General features: G+C 64.4%; 22 protein-coding genes. 5 read left to right on the forward strand and 17 right to left on the reverse strand.

What is annotated here, in order from left to right; all coding sequences use genetic code 11:
* Positions 1 to 248, reverse strand: a 248-nt coding sequence (locus ATB98_RS29785; RefSeq protein ID WP_210178135.1) for a hypothetical protein, incomplete at its 3' end; no start/stop codon positions are given.
* Positions 249 to 652: 404 nt separating this feature from the next.
* Between ATB98_RS29785 and ATB98_RS18105 the strand changes: the two genes are divergently transcribed.
* The gene (locus ATB98_RS18105) at positions 653 to 2,596 is read left to right on the forward strand and encodes a M23 family metallopeptidase (protein ID WP_066875939.1); all 1,944 of its coding nucleotides are present in this window, start codon (positions 653 to 655) and stop codon (positions 2,594 to 2,596) included.
* Positions 2,597 to 2,673: 77 nt separating this feature from the next.
* Here ATB98_RS18105 and clpB read toward each other — a convergent pair whose 3' ends face one another.
* From clpB to ATB98_RS18140, 7 genes are all read right to left on the reverse strand, one after another.
* Positions 2,674 to 5,280 (reverse strand): ATP-dependent chaperone ClpB, encoded by a 2,607-nt coding sequence (clpB, locus tag ATB98_RS18110; protein WP_066875940.1) that lies wholly within the window; start codon positions 5,278 to 5,280, stop codon positions 2,674 to 2,676.
* Between the two features lie 419 nt (positions 5,281 to 5,699).
* Entirely contained in the window at positions 5,700 to 6,347 is a 648-nt protein-coding gene (locus ATB98_RS18115; RefSeq protein WP_066875941.1) for a DUF4167 domain-containing protein, read from the reverse strand.
* Between the two features lie 333 nt (positions 6,348 to 6,680).
* Entirely contained in the window at positions 6,681 to 7,562 is an 882-nt protein-coding gene (prmC, locus tag ATB98_RS18120; protein WP_066875946.1) for a peptide chain release factor N(5)-glutamine methyltransferase, read from the reverse strand.
* A 6-nt stretch (positions 7,563 to 7,568) separates the two neighbouring features.
* Positions 7,569 to 8,651, reverse strand: a complete 1,083-nt coding sequence (gene prfA / locus ATB98_RS18125; protein ID WP_066875948.1) for a peptide chain release factor 1 — start codon at positions 8,649 to 8,651, stop codon at positions 7,569 to 7,571.
* An 85-nt stretch (positions 8,652 to 8,736) separates the two neighbouring features.
* Complete coding sequence (ptsP, locus tag ATB98_RS18130) at positions 8,737 to 11,004, reverse strand: phosphoenolpyruvate--protein phosphotransferase (RefSeq protein WP_066875950.1); 2,268 nt, start codon at positions 11,002 to 11,004, stop codon at positions 8,737 to 8,739.
* Positions 11,005 to 11,195: 191 nt separating this feature from the next.
* On the reverse strand, positions 11,196 to 12,470 hold the full coding sequence (locus ATB98_RS18135) for an aspartate kinase (protein ID WP_066875952.1): 1,275 nt from the start codon (positions 12,468 to 12,470) through the stop codon (positions 11,196 to 11,198).
* A 167-nt stretch (positions 12,471 to 12,637) separates the two neighbouring features.
* On the reverse strand, positions 12,638 to 13,153 hold the full coding sequence (locus ATB98_RS18140) for a class I SAM-dependent methyltransferase (protein ID WP_167354095.1): 516 nt from the start codon (positions 13,151 to 13,153) through the stop codon (positions 12,638 to 12,640).
* Positions 13,154 to 13,318: 165 nt separating this feature from the next.
* Here ATB98_RS18140 and ATB98_RS18145 point away from each other — a divergent pair, with 165 nt between their 5' ends.
* From ATB98_RS18145 to ATB98_RS18155, 3 genes are all read left to right on the forward strand, one after another.
* Positions 13,319 to 13,864 carry a dihydrofolate reductase family protein gene (locus tag ATB98_RS18145; RefSeq protein ID WP_066875954.1) on the forward strand — a complete coding sequence of 182 codons (546 nt, stop codon included), beginning with the start codon at positions 13,319 to 13,321 and terminating at the stop codon, positions 13,862 to 13,864.
* A gap of 126 nt (positions 13,865 to 13,990) precedes the next feature.
* The gene (gene ubiG / locus ATB98_RS18150) at positions 13,991 to 14,737 is read left to right on the forward strand and encodes a bifunctional 2-polyprenyl-6-hydroxyphenol methylase/3-demethylubiquinol 3-O-methyltransferase UbiG (RefSeq protein WP_066875955.1); all 747 of its coding nucleotides are present in this window, start codon (positions 13,991 to 13,993) and stop codon (positions 14,735 to 14,737) included.
* A 31-nt stretch (positions 14,738 to 14,768) separates the two neighbouring features.
* Positions 14,769 to 15,140: a nuclear transport factor 2 family protein gene (locus ATB98_RS18155; RefSeq protein ID WP_066875957.1), complete on the forward strand. Its 372-nt coding sequence runs from the start codon at positions 14,769 to 14,771 to the stop codon at positions 15,138 to 15,140.
* Between the two features lie 31 nt (positions 15,141 to 15,171).
* On the opposite strand, the gene ATB98_RS18160 is transcribed toward ATB98_RS18155, so the two are convergent.
* The 4 genes from ATB98_RS18160 to ATB98_RS18175 form a co-directional block, all read right to left on the reverse strand.
* On the reverse strand, positions 15,172 to 15,600 hold the full coding sequence (locus ATB98_RS18160; protein ID WP_066875959.1) for a DUF1178 family protein: 429 nt from the start codon (positions 15,598 to 15,600) through the stop codon (positions 15,172 to 15,174).
* Positions 15,597 to 16,454, reverse strand: coding sequence for a carbon-nitrogen hydrolase family protein (locus tag ATB98_RS18165; RefSeq protein WP_066875961.1), 858 nt, complete (start codon positions 16,452 to 16,454; stop codon positions 15,597 to 15,599). Before ATB98_RS18165 ends, ATB98_RS18160 begins: the two co-directional genes overlap by 4 nt.
* 108 nt (positions 16,455 to 16,562) lie before the next feature.
* Positions 16,563 to 16,820 carry a glutaredoxin 3 gene (gene grxC / locus ATB98_RS18170; protein WP_066875962.1) on the reverse strand — a complete coding sequence of 86 codons (258 nt, stop codon included), beginning with the start codon at positions 16,818 to 16,820 and terminating at the stop codon, positions 16,563 to 16,565.
* A 47-nt stretch (positions 16,821 to 16,867) separates the two neighbouring features.
* Entirely contained in the window at positions 16,868 to 17,659 is a 792-nt protein-coding gene (locus ATB98_RS18175) for a ComF family protein (protein ID WP_084435557.1), read from the reverse strand.
* Between the two features lie 59 nt (positions 17,660 to 17,718).
* Between ATB98_RS18175 and ATB98_RS18180 the strand changes: the two genes are divergently transcribed.
* Positions 17,719 to 18,618, forward strand: a complete 900-nt coding sequence (locus ATB98_RS18180) for a methyltransferase domain-containing protein (protein WP_066875963.1) — start codon at positions 17,719 to 17,721, stop codon at positions 18,616 to 18,618.
* 228 nt (positions 18,619 to 18,846) lie between these two features.
* Here ATB98_RS18180 and ATB98_RS18185 read toward each other — a convergent pair whose 3' ends face one another.
* From ATB98_RS18185 to argJ, 5 genes are all read right to left on the reverse strand, one after another.
* A complete protein-coding gene (locus ATB98_RS18185) occupies positions 18,847 to 19,020 on the reverse strand; it encodes a Flp family type IVb pilin (RefSeq protein ID WP_066875964.1) in 174 nt (57 codons plus the stop codon).
* Positions 19,021 to 19,100: 80 nt separating this feature from the next.
* Positions 19,101 to 19,421 (reverse strand): hypothetical protein, encoded by a 321-nt coding sequence (locus ATB98_RS18190; protein ID WP_066875965.1) that lies wholly within the window; start codon positions 19,419 to 19,421, stop codon positions 19,101 to 19,103.
* A 236-nt stretch (positions 19,422 to 19,657) separates the two neighbouring features.
* A complete protein-coding gene (mutT, locus tag ATB98_RS18195; protein ID WP_066875970.1) occupies positions 19,658 to 20,071 on the reverse strand; it encodes an 8-oxo-dGTP diphosphatase MutT in 414 nt (137 codons plus the stop codon).
* Entirely contained in the window at positions 20,071 to 20,889 is an 819-nt protein-coding gene (locus ATB98_RS18200; protein WP_066875973.1) for a GNAT family N-acetyltransferase, read from the reverse strand. Before ATB98_RS18200 ends, mutT begins: the two co-directional genes overlap by 1 nt.
* Positions 20,890 to 21,011: 122 nt before the next feature.
* Positions 21,012 to 22,253 carry a bifunctional glutamate N-acetyltransferase/amino-acid acetyltransferase ArgJ gene (gene argJ / locus ATB98_RS18205; RefSeq protein ID WP_066875980.1) on the reverse strand — a complete coding sequence of 414 codons (1,242 nt, stop codon included), beginning with the start codon at positions 22,251 to 22,253 and terminating at the stop codon, positions 21,012 to 21,014.
* Between the last annotated feature and the right edge of the window lie 78 nt (positions 22,254 to 22,331).

The following is a 22,331-nucleotide window of genomic DNA, read 5'->3' on the forward strand; positions in this document are numbered from 1 at the left end:
TGGCGAAAGGCATCCGAGCCAAACATAAAAGTGTTAGTCTCTTGATAAACGTGACCGCCAAAGTCTCTTTCCAAGAGGCCTGAGCCTCTCGCGAGCTCCGCCGCCCACGTTTCTCTTTCTCTATCTTCAATTGTCAAAAAACCGACGGAGAAAAACCCCGTCAACGTTCCCGCGAAAGCCAAAACCCAATCGTTCCAGCCCCGCTCAATCAGCATCTGCCAATCAGGAAACTCAAGAGCGAGAGACATCGTCGCCAGCAGCGCCGCCGCCCTCGTCAGTGATCGGGCTTATAGACCCGCCTCCCCCGACACGTCAACAGGGTTCTTCAAAAAAAAATGACAGTTTTCTGACAAAGGCCGGAAACNCTCCCCCGACACGTCAACAGGGTTCTTCAAAAAAAAATGACAGTTTTCTGACAAAGGCCGGAAACGCAGGGCTTTGCGGGCCGAAGATTCTTTTCGGAGTGCTTCCGGCCTGTGGAAACACAATTTCGCCTTCACTTCTTCACAATCGACCGATCTAAGCCGGGTCATTGGGCATCGCGGCAAAGATTCCTCCCCGCTGCGGTTTGACTTCGGCGCGGAACATGACATCTTCGCGAAAAGTACGATTATAAGAACACGGCAAAAGCAATCGGGGACCTCCAGTTGGCATGATCAGCAACAGGAAGATGCTGCGGTCGCTCGGCGACCAACCGCCGATCCTTGCGGATGGCCGCCGCGCGCCGGACCGGCGCGAGATTTCCATGCGCTGGCTCTCGGGCACGTTCCTGACAGGCATCACGTCCAGCCTCCTGATGGGCGTCGCCCTCTTCGCCGCACTTGACGGCCGCCAGCAGCTGGCGATCCCGGCGGAGGCCTTCGCTGCACTCGATCCGTCGACCCCGGTCGGCGCCGCCAAGCGGGGGGACCGCATCCTCTCGCCCAATATCGTCGCCAAGCCGGCCGACAAGACGGTCATGGAAGTCTCGACGATGATCCATGATGGCGAGAAGGAGGTGGTCCGCCGCCAACCCTTCGTGCACGTCAAGATGGCGCTCGCGGCCAACCACCAGATCTCCGAGAACTATCCCGACTTCGATCCGCTGGCGATCTTCTCCACGGACGAGGCGGAGGCCGAGGCGCCGGCCGGCAGAACCGGGACGATCTACGGCTCGGACGTCGAGTCCGAAGTTGCGCTGAAGACGGTGGACTTTCCGCCGAACGGCGCGGGCCTGACCTTCGGACCGTCGATGTCGCTCGACGAGGTCGAGGAAAACGTCCGCACCAACGGGTCGGTCCTGACCGAGGGCAACACCCAGGTCGCCTCGCTCTTCTATGTCGACCCGCAGCGCTTCGCCTCCGACGCCGACGGCCTCGATCTGATGCAGGGCCTTGCCGCCCGCATCGTCGAGGAGAACATGAGCGTCTCGACCTATGAGAACATCACCAAGCAGAGCACGGAATACGCCGACGACGTCATCCCGGTGCGCCGCGCGACGCCGATCGCCACGGCGATGATCAATGCCGGCTATGCCAAGGCGGAGGCCGAGGATGCGGCGGGATATCTGGAGGAGGCGCTCGGTGCCAAGGAGCTCGGCCCCGGCGACGTGCTGCGCATCGGCATCATCCAGAAGGGCGAGGAGGCAAAGATCGTCCGCGCCACGATCTACTCCCGCAACCGGCACGTCCTGACCATGGCGGTCGACGACCGCGGCCGGTTCGTCCCCGGCGCCGAACCGCCGAAACTCGATGCGGTCGCGACCGCCTTCGACGATACCGGAACGCCGGTCGTCACCAGCGGCCACGACCTGCCGCGCGTTTATGACGGCATCTACCGTGCCGCCCTCTCCTACGGCATGAATGACGACATGATCGCACTCGTCGTCAAGCTGCTGGCAAGCAATGTCGATTTCCAGGCCCAGCTCAAGCCGACGGACTCGCTCGAGGCGTTTTTCTCCGTCCTCGACGAAAGCGGGCAGGCAACGGAAGAGTCGGAACTTCTCTACGTCAATGCCAAGTTCGGCGACGCCGAAACGCGCTTCTATCGCTTCCAGGACCCGGACGACAACTCGATCGACTATTTCGACAAGGACGGCAAAAGCATCCGCCAGTTCCTGCTGCGCAACCCCCTGCCGAACGGCCATTTCCGCTCCGGCTTCGGTATGCGCCGTCACCCGATCCTCGGTTTCTCGCGCATGCATACGGGCGTCGACTGGTCCGCCCCGCGCGGCACCCCGATCATCGCCGCGGGCAACGGCGTGGTCGAGAAGGCCGGCTGGGACTCCGGCGGCTATGGCAACCAGACGCTGATCCGCCATGCCAACGGCTATGTCTCTTCCTACAACCACCAGAGCGCGATCGCCAAGAATGTGAAGCCCGGCGCCAAGGTCGTGCAGGGCCAGGTGATCGGCTGGGTCGGCACGACCGGCCTTTCGACCGGGCCGCACCTCCATTACGAACTGATCGTCAACGGCAACAAGGTGGATCCGCTGCGCATTCGCCTGCCGGGTGGAAAGTCGCTTTCCGGCGAAGCGCTGGCGCAGTTCGAGAAGGAGCGCCAACGCATCGATGAACTCCTCGGCAAGGATGCGAGCGAGGTCGCCGCGAGCCAGTGATTGATCTGATCAAGCATACCGGAAAGCGAGAAGGCCGCCCGACGGGCGGCCTTCTGCCAAGGTTGAGCGTATGCGCCTTACGCCGCTTCCTGTGCCGCGCCGTTGCCGCGCTTGAAGTTCAAGCGATCTGAGCCGGCGATGGCCTTGATCACCGATCCGTCCGGGAACTCGCCCTGCAGCATCTTTTCGGCCAACGGATCCTGGACGTATTTCTGGATCGCCCGCTTCAACGGCCGTGCTCCGTAAGCGGGATCGTAGCCCTTCTCGGCAAGGAAGGTCCGTGCCTCCTCCTCGAGCTTGAGCGTGATCTTGCGCTCGGCAAGAAGCTTGCGCAGCCGCTCGAGCTGGATGTCGACGATTGCCCCCATCTGCTCGCGGCGCAACCGGTGGAACAGGATGATCTCGTCGACGCGGTTCAGGAATTCCGGGCGGAACGCGGCCCTGACCACCTCCATCACCTGATCGCGCACCTTGTCGCTGTCCTCGTTTTCCCCGAGGCCCGCCAGATATTCCGCACCGAGGTTCGAGGTCATGATGATCATCGTGGTCTTGAAGTCGACGGTGCGGCCCTGGCCATCGGTCAGGCGGCCGTCGTCGAGCACCTGCAGGAGCACGTTGAAGACATCCGGATGCGCCTTCTCGATCTCGTCGAAGAGCACGACCTGGTAGGGCCGGCGGCGGACGGATTCGGTCAGCGCGCCGCCTTCCTCGTAGCCGACATAGCCGGGAGGCGCGCCGATCAGCCGTGCAACCGAGTGCTTCTCCATGTATTCCGACATGTCGATGCGCATCAGCGCGGTCTCGTCGTCGAAGAGGAAGCGGGCAAGCGCCTTGGTAAGCTCGGTCTTGCCGACGCCGGTGGGGCCGAGGAAGATGAACGAGCCGATCGGCCGGTTCGGATCCTGCAGCCCGGCGCGCGCGCGGCGAACGGCTCTCGAGACCGCCTGCACCGCATCGCCCTGGCCGACAACCCATTTCGCCAGCTCGTCTTCCATCCGGAGAAGCTTGTCGCGCTCGCCTTCCAGCATCTTGTCGACCGGAATGCCGGTCCAGCGCGAAACCACATGGGCGATGTTGTCGGGGGTGACGACCTCCTGCACCATCGGGTTCGCACTCGCGCCATCCTGGCTTTCCGCCTCGGCGAGTTCTTTCTCGAGATTCGGGATCACCCCATAGGCAAGCTCCCCTGCCCGCTGGAATTCACCCTTGCGCTGCGCGATCTGGAGCTCGTTGCGCGCTTCGTCCAGCTGTTTCTTGAGGTCGGCGGCGCGGCCGAGCTTCTGCTTTTCCGCCTGCCAGCGGGCCGTCAGGGCTGCCGCCTGCTCCTCGAGCGCGGAGAGATCGAGCTCCAGCTTGGCGAGACGGTCCTTGGAGGAGGCATCCGTCTCCTTCTTCAGCGCCTCGCGCTCGATCTTGAGCTGGATGACGCGCCGGTCGAGCTCGTCGAGTTCCTCGGGCTTCGAGTCGACCTGCATCCTGAGCCGCGACGCCGCCTCGTCCATGAGGTCGATCGCCTTGTCCGGCAGGAAGCGGTCAGTGATGTAGCGATTGGAAAGCGTCGCCGCAGCAACGAGCGCGGAATCGGAGATCCGCACCTTGTGGTGCTGCTCATATTTTTCCTTCAGGCCCCTGAGAATCGAGATCGTGTCCTCGACCGTCGGCTCCTCGACGAACACAGGCTGGAACCGGCGGGCAAGGGCCGCGTCCTTCTCGACATGCTTGCGGTACTCGTCGAGCGTGGTCGCGCCGACGCAATGCAGTTCGCCGCGGGCAAGCGCGGGTTTCAGAAGGTTCGACGCATCCATCGCCCCGTCCGCCTTGCCGGCGCCGACAAGCGTGTGCATCTCGTCGATGAACAGGATGATCTCGCCCTCTTCCGAGCGCACTTCGTTGAGCACGGCTTTCAGCCGCTCCTCGAACTCGCCGCGATACTTCGCGCCCGCTATCAGCGCGCCCATGTCGAGCGCCATCAGCCGCTTGTCCTTGAGGCTCTCCGGCACGTCGCCATTGACGATGCGCAGCGCCAGGCCTTCGGCGATCGCGGTCTTGCCGACACCCGGCTCGCCGATCAGCACCGGATTGTTCTTCGTCCGGCGCGACAGCACCTGGATGGTGCGGCGGATCTCGTCGTCACGGCCGATCACCGGATCGAGCTTGCCTTCCCGCGCCTCGGCCGTCAGGTCGCGCGCGTATTTCTTGAGCGAATCGAAGCCCTGCTCGGCATTGGCGCTGTCGGCGGTGCGCCCCTTGCGGATGTCGTTGATCACCTGGTTGAGCTTGGTTGGCGTGACGCCGGCCTTGGCGAGGATCGATGCCGTGGCGGCGGAGCTTTCGATCGCCAGCGCCAGGAGCAGGCGCTCGACGGTCACGAAGCTGTCGCCGGCCTTCTTGGCCGCTTCTTCCGCGGTCGTGAAAACCTTGGCAAGCGGCTGCGACAGATAGACGGACGTGTTGCCGCCGGTCACCTTCGGAAGCTTCGCCAGCGCTTGGGCCGTGCCGGCCCGCGCCTCGCGCGGATCGCCGCCGGCGCGCTCGATGAGCGAGGCGGCCATTCCCTGGTCGTCGTCGAGCAGCACCTTGAGAACGTGCTCCGGCGTGAACTGCTGGTGCCCCTCGGCCAGCGCGTAGGTCTGAGCCGATTGCAGGAAACCGCGGACGCGCTCGGAATATTTCTCGATATTCATTCTCTACCTCCATAGCCCGGCGAGCCCATCATCGTGGCACTGGCCGGTGTTTCAGGATCAGGCTCCCGCATTCGGCAAGCCCGTCGCTCCAGCGCCGCGCGCCCTGTCGGAAGCGGTCGCTGTCGCACCTTGTGTCTTTGCATGACTTGCCTTGGATCGATTGCGATTTCAGGGATTCATGCAGTGCCCGCCTCGCGCCCGCATTGCGCAGGATCAAGGCCTCGAAGCGAATATGGGACAGCAGTTTCTGGAATTAAAGGCCCACGACAGGCGCGCCGGAGAAATCCCCCGCTGCATTTCGTCAAAGGCGACCTTTGCGCGTCTGATAAGACGTGCGGCGCCGCAGAGCCTGCGTCACGGCACGCAAAAAGCCCAGCCGTAGCGGGCTGGGCTTCTCGAAGACATGGGCGGCCGAAGCCTTATTCGGAGGCGGCGAGCACCGGTGCACCGTCACCAGTTTCAGTCGTCGGCTGCGCGTCGGCGCCTGCCTCCTCCTGCGCGCCGCGGCGCGGCTGGCGGCGAGGACGGTTCGCGCTGCGGCGACGGGTGGTCGACCGGCCGGACGAAACCGCCGGCGTCTCCTCCTCCATCGCGACCTCGGCGGGCACGCCCTCGATCACCGGCTGCGGGCCGGAGCCGTCGATAACCGGCTGGGGCTCGCTTGCAGGCGCCGGGGCGGTTGCCCGCGCAACGGGCGCTTCCTCGGCATAGACCTGATCGAGATCGTCCTGGTCGCGATCGGCAAGATCGCGCTCCTGGTAATCCTGCCGCTCTTCCCGCTGGAAACGATCCTGCATCTGCGCCTGCGCCGCCGCGATGATACGGTTGTAGTGTTCCGCATGCTGCAGGTAGTTCTCGGCCATGACGCGGTCGCCGGAGCTCTGGGCATCGCGCGCAAGCGCTGCATATTTCTCGGCGATGTGCTGGGCCGTACCGCGAATTTTAACGTCCGGGCCGGAGCTGTCGTACGTCCGTGTCAAGGGATTGGATCCCTTGCGGTTGTTGTTGTTGTTTCCGTTGTTGTTATTCCGCCCACGGCCGCGCTTGTTTTGCTGTCCAGGCCTCATAGTCCATTCACCCGAATTCTCTTGATAATGATGATCATGTGATTCCGCTCTCGGCCCCGACTTTCCACGCCCGAGAAAAACACGCGCCACGGCAGACCGCCTGTTCGCGGTCCCGGCGCCGGCTGACGTTAAATTAACAGGTACCCGCACAAGGCACTGTCGAACCCTAGCAACTCTTTTTTGAGAGCAATCCCCGTGGCCAGGTCATACTGGAACGAATCTCTGGTCCATGACCTTCTGCCCAGTGCGCGGGGTGAAACTAGCCCGCTTCCCTTGAGATTCCAAGCCCTTTCTTTGCTCTTCCAGAAAAGAGAAGTCGAGTGCAGCATTTTTTCAACGGTCATTGCTGCGTTCAACGTCCTGCTCGAAAACAAGGACCCGGTCGTTACCGCCGAAATCCTTAATGGCGCTGAGCAAACGAAATCCCTGCGCTTCGAACAGCGCCGTTACCGCCTGCTTTTGGTCGAAACCGATTTCCAAGCCTATTACGCCGTCCGTTTCAAGATGGCGATCAGCGTGAAGAGCGATAGCGCGATAGGCATCAAGCCCGTCGTCCCCGCCGTCAAGGGCGGCGGCCGGATCGTGGTCCTTCACTTCCGGCTCAAGCTCATGAATCACACTGGACCGTATATAAGGCGGATTTGAGACGATGATGTCGAACCGCCCATCCACAGCCTCGAACCACTTGCTCTGCAGGGTTTCGAAGCGCCCGGCCAATCCGTTCCTTCGAGCGTTTTCCGCTGCCGTCGCCAAGGCGTCTCTGGATATATCGGTACCGATCCCACGCGCGTCAAGTACCGAGGCAAGAAGTGCCAGACAAATCGCTCCGGTTCCCGTCCCGAGGTCGATGATCCGGCAGCTGCCCTTGCGGGCAACGATCCGCCGCGCGTGTGGCATCACGGCGTCGACGAGCGCTTCGGTGTCCGGACGCGGCTCCAGCGTCCCTCGTGACAGCTTGAGGCTGAGCCCGAAGAACTCGCGTTCGCCGAGGATGCGATACACGGGTTCGCGCGCCGCACGGCGTTCGACCGCGGCGCGGATGCGCTTCGCGTCCGCCTCGCTGACGGGATCCCCTCCCCGCGTCATGAGCGCCGCGAGCGAAAGGCCGAGCAGGCCGGAAACCAGGTGGCGGGCATCGAGCGCCGCCGCTTCGATGCCGGCTGCCTTCAGCCTGTCGCGGCTCTCGGCAAGGAGGCTGTCGAGCGTTTCGGCCATCGCCGTTCAGTTCTGCGTTTCGCCGAGAAGGGCAAGCTGGCTCGCCTGGTAATCGGCGAGCAGCGCATCGACGACCTCGTCGATCTCGCCCTCCATCATCCGGTCGAGCTTGTAAAGGGTGAGATTGATACGGTGGTCGGTGATGCGGCCCTGCGGGAAATTGTAGGTGCGGATGCGCTCGGAGCGATCGCCGGAACCGACCTGGCTCCTGCGGTCGGCCGAGCGCTCGTTGTCGGCGCGCTGGCGCTCCATGTCGTAGAGCCGCGAGCGCAGCACCTGCATGGCCTTGGCGCGGTTCTGGTGCTGCGACTTTTCCGAGCTCGTGACGACGATGCCGGTCGGGATATGGGTGATGCGCACGGCCGAATCGGTCGTATTGACGTGCTGGCCGCCGGCGCCCGAAGAGCGCATCGTGTCGATGCGGATGTCCTCGGGGCGGATGTCGATGTCGATCTCCTCGGCTTCCGGCAGCACCGCGACGGTCGCCGCCGAGGTGTGGATGCGGCCGCTCGCCTCGGTTTCCGGAACGCGCTGCACCCGGTGGACGCCGGATTCGAACTTCAGCCGCGAGAACACGCCGCGCCCCGATACGGTCGCGATGATTTCCTTGTAGCCGCCGGCTTCGCCCTCGCTCGCCGAAAGCACCTCGACGCGCCAGCCCTTGCCCGCGGCGTAACGCTCGTACATGCGGAAGAGGTCGCCGGCGAAGAGTGCGGCTTCCGAACCGCCCGTGCCGGCGCGAATTTCGAGAATGGCGCTCTTTTCGTCGGCTGCATCCTTCGGCAGGAGCAGGATCTGGATTTCCTGCTCGAGCGCTTCGATCCGCTCCTCGACCTCGGGCCTTTCCATCTCCGCAAGGTCGCGCATCTCCCTGTCCGTCGTGCGGTCGGCCAGCATGGCGTCGATGTCGGCGCGCTCGCGCTCAGCCTGCTGATAGGCGCGGATCTTCGTCACCACCGGCTGCAGCTCGGAATATTCCGAGGCGAGCTTGACATAGACGTCGGCCGAGGGGCCGGCGGACATGCGAGCCTCGATCTCGCCGAACCGCCGCTCCAGTTCGCGCATCTTTTCAACGGGTAGCTTTGCCAACTCTCACCCCAACCAGGTCTCATTCCATATGTGTTCATCCCGTCCGGATCCCATCCGGACGAGGACCATAGCGCTCTTTTTCAGCCTATACCGGTATGCCGTTCGCCGCAGCGAAATCCACCAGGATCTGGCGGATCGCCGTCTCGGACTTGATGTCGTCGAGCGCCGCCTCGAGGACTTCGGCCAGCTTCCCGGCGTCGAGCGCGAGCAGCATGGCCTTGACCGGACCGACCGCCGTCGGCGACATAGACACCGAGCGGAAGCCGAGCCCGAGCAGCGCCATGGCCGAAAGCGGCTTGCTCGCCATCTCGCCGCAGAGCGTCAGCGGCGTGCCGTTGCGTTCGGCCGCACGCACGATCTCGCGCAGCATCCTGAGGAACGGCCGGCCGAGGACGTCGAAGCGATCGGACACGCGGGCATTGCCACGATCGACCGCCATGGCGAACTGGAAGAGGTCGTTCGAGCCGACGGAAACGAAATCCACCTCCTGCATCAGCTCGTCGAGCTGCCACAGCAGCGCCGGCACTTCCAACATTGCCCCGAACTGCAGCTTGCGCGGCAATTGCTCTCCGAGCTTCGACTGGCGCTCGATCTCCTTCTGCAGGAGACCGCGGGCGATCTTGAGCTCCGCGACCTCCGTCACCATCGGCAGCATCAGCTTGAGTTCGGCGCCGGCGGTCGCCCGGAGCATCGCCCTCAGCTGGGTGCGCAGGAGCCCCGGCCGGTCGAGCGACAGCCGGATGGCGCGCCAGCCGAGCGCAGGATTTTCCTCCTCCGCCGCGCGGAAATAGGGAACGACCTTGTCGCCGCCGATGTCGAGGGTGCGGAAGGTCACCGGCTTGCCGCCCGTTTGCTTCATGACGTTGCGGTAGAAGGCTTCCTGCTCTTCCGCCTTCGGCATGGTGGAGGCGATCATGAACTGCAGCTCGGTGCGGAAGAGGCCGATGCCCTCGGCGCCCGCCTCGTTGAGATGCGGCAGATCGACCAGCAGGCCGGCATTCATCAGCAACGTGATGCGCGTTCCGTCCTTCGTCAGCGGCTCGACGTCCTTGAGGGCGCGGAACTGCGCCTGCCGGCGCGCACGGAAACGAACCTTTTCCTCGTAAGCGCGCTGCAGGTCGGACACCGGACGCAGGTGCACCTTGGCGTCGTCGCCGTCGACGATGATCGCGTCGCGGTTTTCGGCAAGCGCCACCGCGCCCGCCGCCTGGCCGACCACCGGAATGCCCATGGCGCGCGCGACGATCACGACATGGCTCGTCACCGCGCCCTCTTCAAGGACGAGGCCGCGGATATTTTCACGCGGATAGTCGAGGAGCTCGGCGGCGCCCATGGCGCGCGCGACGATGATCGCATCGCCCGGGAAATCGGCGGCCGACAGCTTGGCGCCGTAGCCGGAAAGCTGGCGCAGGAGCCGGTTGGCGAGGTCGTCGAAGTCGTGCATCCGCTCGCGCAGATAAGGATCGGTCAGGCGCATCATCCGCGCCTTGGTCTCGCTCTGCACCCGCTCGACCGCCGCTTCAGCCGTCAGGCCGTTGCGGATCGCCTCCTCGAGCTTCCTCACCCAGCCGCGGTCATGGGCGAACATGCGATAGGTCTCGAGCACCGCGCGGTGCTCGCCCTCCATCGACACGTCGCGGCGCGACAGCATGTCGTCGATCGAGATGCGAAGCGATCCGAGCGCCTCCGCGAGGCGCTGCAGCTCCTGCTCGGTATCTTCGTTGAGCAGATTGGTGACGACGATCCTCGGCTCGTGCAGCACCACATAGCCGAGACCGATGCCCTCGCCGTAGCTGTTGCCCTCGATCGTCACCGGCCGTGACAGATCGAGTTCGAGACCGGGCTTGGTGATCTTCTTCAGTTCGCCGGTCGCGACCATCTCGGCGAGCACCATGGCGGTCGTCTCGAGCGCCTCGACCTCGTCCTCGCGATAATTGCGCATCGCCTTGTTCTGCACGACGAGAACGCCGAGCGCGCGGCCGGTGCGCAGAATCGGCACGCCGAGGAAGGAGTGGTAGATCTCTTCGCCCGTTTCCGGCAGGTAGGTGAAGGCCGGGTGCGACTGCGCGTCGGAAAGATTGAGCGGCCGCGCCGAAGCGGCAATGGTGCCGACGAGACCCTGTCCCATCTTCAATTGGGCCAGGTGCACGGCGGTCTTGTTCAGACCCTCGGTGGCGTAGAGTTCGAGCACGCCGTCGGAACGCAGCACATAGACCGAGCACACTTCCGCGACCATGTTCTGCGCGATCTGGCGCACGATCCGGTCAAGGCGCTCCTGCGGCTCGAGCGGTTCCGCCATCAATTCGCGCAACCGCTTGAGGAGAACGCGTGGACCCGCGGAAAGGTCTCTCATCGCGTGGGGTCTCCTGAATAAGAATAACGACGGCGAATGACGGGGACGTCACCACCTTCACTGCATGACTCCTTAAACCGGAATCGATTCAAGGGCAAAAATCATGCAGCAGTTCAAAGCGCTGCGGGCAACCTCTGCGCGCGGGACGCGCGGGCGCCGCAGGGTCGCGAATCCCCGTCGAATGCCTCTGTTCAACTCTTATCCAGACCGTAGGCGGAATGCAAAGTGCGAACCGCCAATTCGGCGTAAGGGCCGTCGATCAGGATGGAAATCTTGATCTCGGAGGTGGTGATCGCCTTGATGTTGATGCCCTTCTCGGCGAGCGCGCGGAAGGCGGAGGCGGCAACGCCGGCGTGGCTGCGCATACCGATGCCGATGACCGATACCTTGACGAGCCCCGATTCCGACTGGGCGACGTCGTAGCCGATCTTCTCCTTGTTTTCGGAGAGCACCTTCAGCGCCTTGCTGACGTCGCCGGAAGGCACGGTGAAGGTCATGTCGGTCTTGGAGCCGTCCTCCGAGATGTTCTGCACGATCATGTCGACGTTGATGTGCGCCTCGGCGAGCGGCCCGAAGATCGCGGCGGAGACGCCCGGCCGGTCGGCCAGGCGGCGCAGCGAGATCTGGGCTTCATCCTTGGCATAGGCGATGCCGGTTACGACTTCCTGTTCCACGATCTCATCCTCATCACAAATCAGCGTTCCGGGCGGGTTCAGAAGGTCACCCATGCCCGGCGCATCGGGATCCTCGAAAGACGAGCGCACGAACGTGCGCACCTTGTGCACCATGGCGAGCTCGACCGAGCGAACCTGCAGCACCTTGGCGCCGAGGGAGGCCATTTCCAGCATTTCCTCGAAGGCGATCTTTTTCAATCGCCGCGCCTTCGGCTCGATGCGCGGGTCGGTCGTGTAGACGCCGTCGACGTCGGTGTAGATATCGCAGCGGTCGGCCTTGACGGCGGCGGCGATGGCGACGGCGGAGGTATCCGAGCCGCCGCGGCCGAGGGTGGCGAGGCGGTTGTCGGGACCGAGGCCCTGGAAGCCGGCGACGACCGCCACCTGCCCCTCGCCCATGCGGCGGATGATGTCGGCGCCATCGATGTCGAGGATGCGGGCCGCGCCATGGGCGTTGTCGGTCTTGATCGGGAGCTGCCAGCCCTGCCAGGAGCGGGCGTTGATGCCCATCGACTGCAGCGCGATCGCCAGCAGGCCGGAGGTGACCTGCTCGCCGGAGGCGACCACGGCGTCATATTCGCGCGCATCGTAGAAGGGCGCGCTCGAACCGGCGACCTTCGGCATGTTCTCGACCCAGCCGACGAGCTCGTTGGTCTTGCCGGACATGGCCGAGACGACGACCGCCACTTCGTGGCCGGCGTCGACTTCGCGTTTCACATGGCGGGCGACATTGTGGATGCGGTTCAAATCTGCGACGGAAGTCCCGCCGAATTTCATCACGATGCGTGCCATTTCGCCTCTACCGTACCAACAAGTTTGCGCCGCCGCGCGGGACAAGATACGCACCGACCGGCGCCTGACGATCAAAAAGCTTTGAGAGACTTCTCGGACATCGGTCGCTTCGGGCGCGGAAAGTCGCGGCGTCTCTTAGCGGATCAGGGGGCGGCGTGCAATGGCCGTCAATCCGGCGGCCGGGCGATCAGGCAGGCGACCTCGCAGCCCTCGACCGCTCCGACCAGCCTCGCCTCCACCCCCCACCCGCTGCTGCCTAAGCCCGATTCGAGCCGCAACAGGATCTCGGCTGCCGAGCGCGACGGCTCGTCGTGAAAGAGAAACAGCCGGCCTGCCGGCGACAGGTGCTGGCGAAGAGTCGCAAGTTCGCTCGCGGGATCGCTGCGCGCAAAGACGCCGACCCGCACGGCGAAAGCCTTGTCGAAGCAGGCGCTGGCGAGTTCGAGCCCTGCAAGCTCCGCGACGCGGAACTCCGCCCGGCCGGACGCGACATGATCGGCGTTTCGCCGCCGCGCCGCCTCGATCATCGCCGCCGAGCGATCGATCGCGATGAGGCGGCCATCGACGAGGCGGTCGCAAACCAACCCGGCGGCGACCCCATGTCCGCAGCCGATCTCGAGAATGTGCTCGGATTGCCTGGGCGAAAGCACCTCCACCGCCCAGCCCAGTCGATCATGTGCCATCGCCATTTCCCCGAGCCTGCCCATCCGCGGCGCGATCGATAGCATGAATCCGCTCGTCCGGCCACATTCAATGATTTCGAATTGAAACCACTTGTAAATCGAAAGCAGATTTGGCATTCTGATCGTCATGGCGGAACTGCAACACCGTCCGAAGGGAGGAGAGCAATGCGCAAAGTCATCATGTGGGACATGGTCAGTGTCGATGGTTTCTTCGAGGCGCCGGGCCATGACATCAGCTGGTTCGTCTTCGAGGAGGAGCTCGCCGCCTATATCGGCGAGACGCAGCGCGATGCCGGCACGCTGCTCTTCGGCCGCGTGACATATGAGATGATGGCGGCCTACTGGCCCTCGGCCGAGGGAGAGATCGCGACTTTCATGAACGGCGTCGAGAAGTTCGTCTTTTCGAGGACGCTCACAGGCGCAGAGTGGAACAACACGACGCTCGTTACCGGCGATGCCGTCGCCGAAGTGGAGCGCCTGAAGCAGCGCGAGGGCGGGACGATCTTCATCTTCGGCAGCGCCGACTTCGCCGCCACGCTGACGGCAAAGGGATTGGTCGACGAATATCGCATCGGCATCAATCCGGTGCTCCTCGGCAAGGGCATGCCGCTTTTCCAGAATATCCCAGAGCGCACCAAGCTCAACCTCACCCATGTCCGGCCGCTTAAATCCGGCGTCGTCATCCTCCATTATCAACCTGCGGACGCCTGAACGGGGGCACAGCAGGTCTTGCAACCCTTGACATCGGCGCCCTATCGTCCGACTTCACGACGGGAACGGTGAAGGTCCCGCATGGGCGCACCTCATCCGCTGGACGAAAGGGCTAAGGAGGCTCCGATGAGCGAGACGGCACGCACGACGATCGACCAGAGCGAGGTTGACCGCTTTTCGGCGATGGCCGCCGAGTGGTGGGATCCGACCGGCAAGTTCCGCCCGCTGCACAAGTTCAATCCGGTGCGCCTCGCCTATATCCGCGACAAGGCTTCGGAGCATTTCGGCCGCGACCCCAGGAGCCCGCAGCCGCTCAAAGGCTTGCGGCTGCTCGATATCGGCTGCGGCGGCGGTCTGCTCTCGGAGCCCATGGCACGCATGGGCGCGGACGTGCTCGGGGCGGACGCTTCCGAAAGGAACATCGGCATCGCCAGGACGCATGCGGCCGGCAGCGGCGTCAGCGTCGACTATCGCGCTGTCACGGCGGAGGCGCTCGCCGAGGCCGGCGAGAGCTTCGACATCGTCCTCAACATGGAAGTCGTCGAACATGTCGCCGATGTCGACTTCTTCATGACGACCTGCGCCCACATGGTGCGACCGGGCGGGCTGATGTTCGTGGCGACGATAAACCGTACGCTCAAAGCCGCGGCGCTGGCGATCTTCGCCGCGGAAAACGTACTGCGCTGGCTGCCGCGCGGCACGCATCAATACGACAAGCTGGTCCGCCCGGAGGAATTGGAGAAGCCGCTTCAGGCGAGCGGCCTGGAAGTGACCGACCGCACCGGCGTCTTCTTCAATCCGCTCGCCAATCAGTGGAACCTGTCGCGGGACATGGACGTCAACTACATGATCGTCGCCAGGCGGCCGCTGTGAGAGAATAGGCCCCCTGGACGGAGGCGGGCGAATGGATATCCGGTCGACACTGAAAGCGCTCTGCGAGGCCTTCAACGCGCACGATCTCGATCGCGTCATGGCGTTCTTTGCCGACGATTGTGTCCTGGAGATGCCCCGGGGAAGCAACCCTTGGGGTTCTCGTTTCGAGGGCAAGCAGGAGGTGCGGGACGCGCTGGCGAAACGCTTTGAAGGCTTGCCGGACGTCCACTACGGTGACGACGAGCATTTCGTGGACCCCGCTGCCGGCACCGGCATCTCGAAATGGACTCTCACGGGCACGACCCGCCAGGGGACGAGAGTGGAGGTCCGCGGTTGCGACTTCTACACGTTCCGCGGCGACAAGGTGATCCGCAAGGACTCCTACTGGAAAATAGTGGAGTAAGGCCCGAGATACGTCCGGCCGGACGCGCTTCTCAATTGGTGTCGTCCGGGAGCACCGGCAGCGGCGCGATCTCGATGCCTTCCTCGAGCAGCGCAACCGCCTCGTCCGCTGTCGCCTTGCCGATCAGGCCGCGCTGCTCGGCCTCGCCGTAATGGATCTTGCGTGCCTCTTCCGGAAAGCGCTCGCCGACATCCTCCGCGTTCTCGCGGATCGATTTCACCAGTTCACGCAGCCTGGCGATCGTTTCCTTCTGCGCCTGGTCCATCACCAGCGCCTGCCGCGCCTCCTTCTTGCGCGCGGTCGCGACGGCCGGCACCATCAATTGCTTGCTGACGGAAGCGGACCCGCAGGTGGGACAGGCGATCAGGCCTCTTTCGACCTGCCCGTCGAAATCATTGCTCGAGGAAAACCAGCCTTCGAAGCCGTGGCCCTTGTCACAGGAGAGATTGTAGCGGATCAAGCTGCAACGCCTCCTTTCCCAGCCGGGACCACTTCATCGAGGACAAAACTGCGGGCGTTCCGGAGATTGGGGATCTTCGCCCGAGCCGCATGCACAGCCGCCACATCGATTTCAGCGATGACGAGCCCTTCGCCGGTCGGACCGGCCGCGGCCAGCACCCTGCCCCAGGGGTCGATGATTATCGAGTGGCCGAAGGTCTCGCGGCCATCCTCGTGCTTGCCGGCCTGCGCGGCGGCAATGACGAAAAGGCCGTTTTCGATGGCCCGGGCGCGCAGCAGGATCTCCCAATGCGCCTCGCCGGTCTGCCGCGTGAACGCCGCCGGCACCGACATGATTTCCGCTCCGGCCACCGCCTGCTGGCGGAAAAGCTCGGGAAACCGGACATCGTAGCAGATGGCAAAGCCGAGCTTGCCGAAGGGAAGGTCGGCTGTCCGGGCCGTGTCGCCCGGGCGATAGGCGGCACTTTCCCGCCAGCTTTCGCCGTTCTCGAGGTCCACATCGAACATATGGATCTTGTCGTAGTCGCAGATCTTGCCGCCATCCGGTCCGAACAGGACGCCGCGGTTGGCGATCTTGCCGTCGGCAAGCGCGATCGGCGTCGAGCCGACATGCAGATAGATGCCGAGTTCGCCGGCAAGTCGCGCGGCCTCCCGGAGGATGAGGTCGCCCGCCTCGTCCTGCAATATCGCGCGCAGCCCTGCCCGGTCGCGCTGGACCGCGCCGGTCATTTCCGGCGTCTGGATGTAGGTCGCGCCCTGCGAGGCCGCCTCGCGCACCAACCGAGCCATCGTCTCCGCGTTCCTCGCCGGATCGACGCCGGAGCACATCTGGACGGCAGCAGCCTTGAACGTCATCGCTCTTTTCTCCCGCACAAAACCTTCGGATCGAACGACCCGGCCCGCATCATGCAACGCTGTCCGATAGGCAGGCCATCGAAGGCCGGCCCCCCGCTTCATCCGGCGTCAGGCAGCAAGCAACTGGTCGAGCTTGCCGGCACGATCGAGCGCATGCAGATCGTCGCAGCCACCGACGGGAACGTCATTGATGATGATTTGCGGGAAGGTCCTGCCGCCCTTGGACCTTTCGACCATCTCCTGGCGAAGCGCCGGATCATAGGTGGCGTCATGCTCGATGAAGTCGACGCCCTTGCTTTCCAGAAGTCTTTTCGCTCTCGTGCAATAGCCGCAGAGCTGACGCGTATAGATGACGACCGAAGCCATGCTCTCCAATTTGCTCCTTCACCGGCCACCTTGCCGGACGTTTTTTGTCATATAGGACCGGACAGGGCTCTTGCAAAGGTCAAAACCGTGACGTCTGCCGCCCCCGCCCGCTTGAGCGCGCGCGTCGCGGCCGCGACCGTTGCACCGGTCGTGTAGACGTCATCGACCAGGACGATGCGTTTCCCGGCGAGGTCTTGCCTGGCACCCGCGGGAACGGCAAAGGCGCCGCGCACGTTCTCCTCGCGTGCCCTGGCGCCGAGGCCGACCTGGCGGCTCGTGCGCTTGACGCGGCGAAGCGCGTCCGGGCGATAGGGCCTTGCCGACAGTTCCGCGATGAAGCGAGCGAGTTCCGCGGCCTGGTTGAACTTTCGCCGCCAGAGGCGGAACGCATGCAGCGGAACGGGCACGATCATGTCTGCGGCCGTCACGGCACCCTCGCTGGCGCGCACCATCCATTCGGCCATCATGGGGGCGAGATCGGTGCGGTCGCGGTATTTCAGGCCATGCACGAGATCGCGGGCGATGCCCTCGTGAACCGCGACGGAGCGCAGCCGGTCGAAGGCCGGCGGATCGGCGATCGCCTCGGGCGAAACGGCACCCGCGCCCGGGTCAAAAGCGAAGGGCGAACCCAGCACCTCGCAATAGGGACGTTCGATCAGCCGCATGCCGGCCCAGCAGGCGGGGCAGACAGCGCGCGCGCCGGCCGTCAGCCGGCCGCAGCCGCAACAGACGGGTGGAAAAACGATGTCGAGCGCTTCGGCCCCAAGCCGGCCGACGAGCGCCGCCCAGCGCCCGATCGACCGGAGCCAGATGCTATTTCTCGGTTCCTCTGGTTCCATAAGGTTGACTTTGCCCGCGTCCGGGTCTCTCTCACATCGACGATTCCGGAGAGAGTATCGTGGAAATCATCTTTGACCAGAGCCTCGTCGAGGCGCATCGCCGCCGCGCGCTTCGCCGTGGAGACAGGAAGGCGACCTTTCTGCTCGACATCGTCGCGCAGGAACTGGCCGATCGCGTCGGCGTCGTCGAACGGCACTTCGACAGCGCAATGGAACTGCACGGCTATACCGGCATCACCGCGCGCTTGCTCGCCGAAACCGGCAAGGTCGGAACCATCGAGCGCGTCGAGACGGACGAAACCTTCGGCTCGGCCGACAGCCCGGTTACGACGGCGCCGCTCGAGAGCATCCCTGCTGAACCGCAGTCTCTCAATCTCATCGTCTCGCCGCTGTCGCTGCACCTCACCAACGACACGCCGGGCATCTTCATCCAGGCGCGCCGGGCCCTGAAGCCCGACGGACTGTTCCTCGCTGCCATTCCCGGCAGCGGCACGCTGCAGGAGCTTCGCGAGGCGCTTCTCGCCGCCGAAGCGGAGCTCACGGGCGGCGCGAGCCCGAGGGTGATCCCCTTTGCCGACGTGCGCGACATCGGCGCGCTCCTGCAGCGGGCGGGCTTTGCCCTGCCGGTGGCGGATGCCGAGACCTATACGGTGCGCTACGATTCGCTCTTCGGCCTGGTCAGGGACCTGCGGGCGATGGGCATGACCAACCCGCTCGCCTCGCGCAATCGCAAGCCGATGCCGAAGCACTTCTTCCTCAGGGCCGCCGAGATCTACGCCGAGCGCTTTTCCGATCCGGACGGCCGCGTCCGCGCCACCTTCTCGGTCATCTATGTTTCGGGATGGGCGCCGCACGAGAGCCAGCAGAAGCCGCTCAAGCCCGGTTCGGCGAAGCAGAGATTGTCGGATGCGCTCGGCGTGAAGGAACACCCCCTGAAGGACCCCGGCAATCGATCGTGACTTGACCCTCGCCTCGGCACCTCCAGCACCGCGCATCTTATCGAACGCAAAGGTCGCTGGCGCACTTTGTATCGCTGCATGCCTTTGTCCTTAGAGCCGGATGCGCTCACATGCGTTCGCACCGCCGCTCTATCTGCTTGTTTTTGCCGCATTTGTGCGACGTCAGGTGTTTTCACCTGACTGCAAGATGCTCAAGATCGAGGTCGATTCAAGGAGACATGTAGTCGTTCAGACCCAGGCGCCCTCGATCGTTTCCGAGATGAAGGTCAGGACGTCGAGCAGGGCATTTGAGGCATTCTGGAAGCCCACGAGCAGCGCAACGGTGATCACTGCCGCGATTAGACCGTATTCCACGGCGGTGGCGCCTTCACGGTTGCAAAGCAGACTTCTCAGCACGTCCATTCGTCCTCCAGCGCCCGCACTGCGGGTGTCCCTGACTTAGGAGCAGAAGACGTCAGTGCCTCAGGGGCGCTTGGTTCCGCTCAGCACCCGCTCTTGCTGCCGTCGGCATCGATGATGCAGACGGCGCCCGGCATCTCCTGCAGCACGCTGCGGCGCACGGTGTAGCGCTTGGCCGTGCCGCCCGAAGGAATCGAGCCGGTCGAAATGTTGTCGTAATCGATCGGCGTGTTCGCCAGCATCCGCTTGTCCTTCTTCGAAGACAGCATCGGCGTCAGGATCAGCGTCAACGCGATCACCGCCGTTCCGAACAGCAGCGACAGATTGAGCACGCCTGTCCGGCGGGACTGGCTCGTCACCAGATCCTTGTCCTGAACCGTCCTCCAGAAATCCTCGTCCACCATCCCAGCCTCATGAAACACGCATAGAGCAGCGAGCGAAAGCACCCTTCCCAAGCTTCGACCGGCCCACCTGCCCGAAACGGCGCCATCGAGATCGAAAGCGCCGAAACTGATAGGCTCCATTCTGTCCGAGGGTGATAAACGTTTGATTAATGAATCTTCGAATTTACAGGGTATTGAAGGCCGGAAGCGGGCGTTCCGCCGGTCCCGGAGAAATCGCCCCCGCGGAATGTCGTCGTCTAGAGCAGATCCATGAGGAACGGGATCAGCGGCTCGTCGGCCGGCGGCATCGGATAGTCGCGCAGCGCCTTCGGGCGCACCCATTTGATCGCCTGGCCCTCGCGTCCCTCGGCGAAGCCTTCGTAACGGCGGCAGACGTAGAGCGGCATCAGCAGGTGGAAACTGTCGTAGCTGTGGCTCGCGAAGGTCAGCGGCGCAAGGCAGGCGGCCTTGGTGCGGATGCCGAGCTCCTCATCGAGTTCACGGATCAGCGTCTCCTCCGGCGTCTCCCCGGCCTCGACCTTGCCGCCGGGGAACTCCCACAATCCCGCGAGCGCCTTTCCTTCCGGGCGCTGCGCCAGAAGGATGCGCCCGTCGGAATCGACGAGGGCGCAGGCGGCGACCAGCACGATCTTCTTTCCCTGCATTGCCATCAAACCTTCGGCATTCGATAGAGATAGCGATAGACCTCGGTGAACCCGGCCTTGCGATAAAGCGCGACCGCCGCCTCGTTTGCGGCTTCCACCTGCAGCCAGGCCTTTTTCGCGCCGCGCAGGCGTGCCCAGCGGAGCGACGCCTCCAGCAGCGCCACGCCGATTCCCTGCCGGCGCACCCGTTCGGCGACGGCGAACTGCATGATGCCGGCGAGATCGTTGTCGTGGACGACGAGCGACACCGCCGTCGGCCCGAGCCGGCGGTCCTCGAACAGGAACAGGCCGCATTCGGGCTTGATAGCGTTGATGATTTCGGTCAGCGCCGGCTTGCTTTCCGGCGCCTCCTTGCCAATCCCGATGCGCGCCTCGACGAAGCGACCGACGTCCTTGATCGGCAGGTGGTCTATGCCGTCGCCGAAATCGCGTTCCGCCAGATCGAGCGTCAGCACCAGGCTCTCCGCGAAGGACGTCCAGCCCTCGGCATCCATATAGGCGATCATCTGCGCGGGCGTCAGCGGCGTCTGCCGGACCGTGAGCGCACGGCCCTGTTCGGCGAAGAGCCTGCCCGCTTTCTCCAGCCGGATGGCGATGTCGCGGTAGTCCGACGGATCGAGCGGATTGACGGAGTTCAGGCGCTTGGACGGGTGCCCGGCGGTGAGCCGGATCAGCCAGCTGCCGTCATAGTGCACCGAAGCCGCCGGCCAGGCGCGAAAGCCCACGGCTTCCAACCGCCGCACGCTCGGAAGGTCGACCACGGGTGCCTGCCCGATCGTCGCGCCGTGCTCCGGAGGCTGTCTGTCGTTCGATGTCATGTCCATTGCCTTCAATCGCCGACCTACAGCGCCGTGCGCCATATCGGGCGCGTAAAGGCGCTGTAGCCCTTTGAAATTGTGCATGTCTTGTCCTTGGATCGAAGTCGATCCAAGGGGGCATGCAATAGTCAGCTTCTGTAGTCGCCGTTGATCTCGACGTATTCCTTTGTCAGATCGCAGGTATAGACCGTGGCGCGGCCCGGGCCGAGGCCGATCTCGACGCGGATCGGAATGGTCTCGCCCCTCATGACCGCCGTCGCGGCCGCTTCCGAATAGGCCGGGTCACGCTCGCCCTCGACGGCAACGCGCACATCGCCGAACCAGATCGCCAGCCGGTCGCGCTCGGCCATCTCGCCGGATTTGCCGACGGCCATCACCACCCGGCCCCAGTTCGCGTCCTCGCCGGCGATCGCCGTCTTGACCAGCGGCGAATTGGCGATCGAAAGCGCGATGCGCTTGGCCGCGCCGTCGTTCTCCGCCCCCTCGACGGTCACCTTCACCATCTTGCGCGCACCCTCGCCGTCGCGCACCACCTGAAGGGCGAGGTCGAGCAGCAGGTCGTCGAGCGCCGCACGGAAGCCGCCGAGGCGCGGATCGGCCGCATCTTCCACCCGTGCCTGGCCGTCCTTTGCCGCAGCCCCCGTCGCAAACAGCATCAGCGTGTCTGAGGTGGAGGTGTCGCTGTCGACCGTCACCGAATTGAAGCTCGGTCCGACGCCCTCCGAAAGCAGCGCCTGGAGCGCCGCCGGCGCGATATCGGCGTCGGTGACGACGAAGGAGAGCATGGTCGCCATGTCGGGAGCGATCATGCCGGCGCCCTTGGCGATGCCGTTGATCGTGACCCTGACGCCGTCGATCTCGGCGCTGCGGGTCGCGACCTTCGGATAGGTGTCCGTGGTCATGATCGCCTTGGCCGCCTCGAACCAGAAGTCTTCGGTCGCCGACGTGGAGAGCCCGTCGAGGACGCCGGCGAACTTCGCCGCATCGAGCGGTTCACCGATCACGCCGGTCGACGCCAGGAAAACTTCGCCTTCGCCGCAACCGACGGCCCTGGCCGCGGCCTCGGCCGTGAGTTCCGTCGCCTCCCTGCCCTTCTTGCCGGTGAAGGCGTTGGCATTGCCGGAATTGACGACGACGGCGCGCGCGACGCCGCCCGGCAGGTTCCTGCGGCAGAAGTCGACGGGCGCGGAGGGGCACTTCGATCGCGTGAACACGCCGGCGACCGCCGCGGGCCGATCGAAAACCATCATCAGCACGTCCGTCCGGTTCTTGTACTTGATCCCTGCGGCCGCGGTCGCCATGCGCACACCGCGAAGGGCCGGCATCTCGGCAAAGGTTTTCGGAGCGAGCGGAGAAATGGAACCGGACATGGGTAGAAACCTGCTGTTGAGAAGGCTGGACTGTTTGCGAGAAATGCCCGAGCGGTTTTCGGCCGCCGGGCATCTGGT

The sequence above is a fragment of the Sinorhizobium saheli genome, assembly GCF_001651875.1.
Lineage (GTDB): Bacteria > Pseudomonadota > Alphaproteobacteria > Rhizobiales > Rhizobiaceae > Sinorhizobium > Sinorhizobium saheli.

What these genes read in the sequence shown, in the direction of transcription:
- ATB98_RS18175 (WP_084435557.1), bottom strand. Translation starts at nt 17,659, where the DNA reads ATGGAACCAGAGGAACCGAGAAATAGCATCTGGCTCCGGTCGATCGGG.
- argJ (WP_066875980.1), bottom strand. Translation starts at nt 22,253, where the DNA reads ATGTCCGGTTCCATTTCTCCGCTCGCTCCGAAAACCTTTGCCGAGATG.
- ATB98_RS18165 (WP_066875961.1), bottom strand. Translation starts at nt 16,454, where the DNA reads ATGACGTTCAAGGCTGCTGCCGTCCAGATGTGCTCCGGCGTCGATCCG.
- ATB98_RS18200 (WP_066875973.1), bottom strand. Translation starts at nt 20,889, where the DNA reads ATGGACATGACATCGAACGACAGACAGCCTCCGGAGCACGGCGCGACG.
- ubiG (WP_066875955.1), top strand. Translation starts at nt 13,991, where the DNA reads ATGAGCGAGACGGCACGCACGACGATCGACCAGAGCGAGGTTGACCGC.
- mutT (WP_066875970.1), bottom strand. Translation starts at nt 20,071, where the DNA reads ATGGCAATGCAGGGAAAGAAGATCGTGCTGGTCGCCGCCTGCGCCCTC.
- ptsP (WP_066875950.1), bottom strand. Translation starts at nt 11,004, where the DNA reads ATGAGAGACCTTTCCGCGGGTCCACGCGTTCTCCTCAAGCGGTTGCGC.
- ATB98_RS18190 (WP_066875965.1), bottom strand. Translation starts at nt 19,421, where the DNA reads ATGGTGGACGAGGATTTCTGGAGGACGGTTCAGGACAAGGATCTGGTG.
- ATB98_RS18105 (WP_066875939.1), top strand. Translation starts at nt 653, where the DNA reads ATGATCAGCAACAGGAAGATGCTGCGGTCGCTCGGCGACCAACCGCCG.
- ATB98_RS18155 (WP_066875957.1), top strand. Translation starts at nt 14,769, where the DNA reads ATGGATATCCGGTCGACACTGAAAGCGCTCTGCGAGGCCTTCAACGCG.
- grxC (WP_066875962.1), bottom strand. Translation starts at nt 16,820, where the DNA reads ATGGCTTCGGTCGTCATCTATACGCGTCAGCTCTGCGGCTATTGCACG.
- ATB98_RS18115 (WP_066875941.1), bottom strand. Translation starts at nt 6,347, where the DNA reads ATGAGGCCTGGACAGCAAAACAAGCGCGGCCGTGGGCGGAATAACAAC.
- clpB (WP_066875940.1), bottom strand. Translation starts at nt 5,280, where the DNA reads ATGAATATCGAGAAATATTCCGAGCGCGTCCGCGGTTTCCTGCAATCG.
- ATB98_RS18140 (WP_167354095.1), bottom strand. Translation starts at nt 13,153, where the DNA reads ATGGCACATGATCGACTGGGCTGGGCGGTGGAGGTGCTTTCGCCCAGG.
- ATB98_RS18145 (WP_066875954.1), top strand. Translation starts at nt 13,319, where the DNA reads ATGCGCAAAGTCATCATGTGGGACATGGTCAGTGTCGATGGTTTCTTC.
- ATB98_RS18135 (WP_066875952.1), bottom strand. Translation starts at nt 12,470, where the DNA reads ATGGCACGCATCGTGATGAAATTCGGCGGGACTTCCGTCGCAGATTTG.
- prmC (WP_066875946.1), bottom strand. Translation starts at nt 7,562, where the DNA reads ATGGCCGAAACGCTCGACAGCCTCCTTGCCGAGAGCCGCGACAGGCTG.
- ATB98_RS18185 (WP_066875964.1), bottom strand. Translation starts at nt 19,020, where the DNA reads ATGGACGTGCTGAGAAGTCTGCTTTGCAACCGTGAAGGCGCCACCGCC.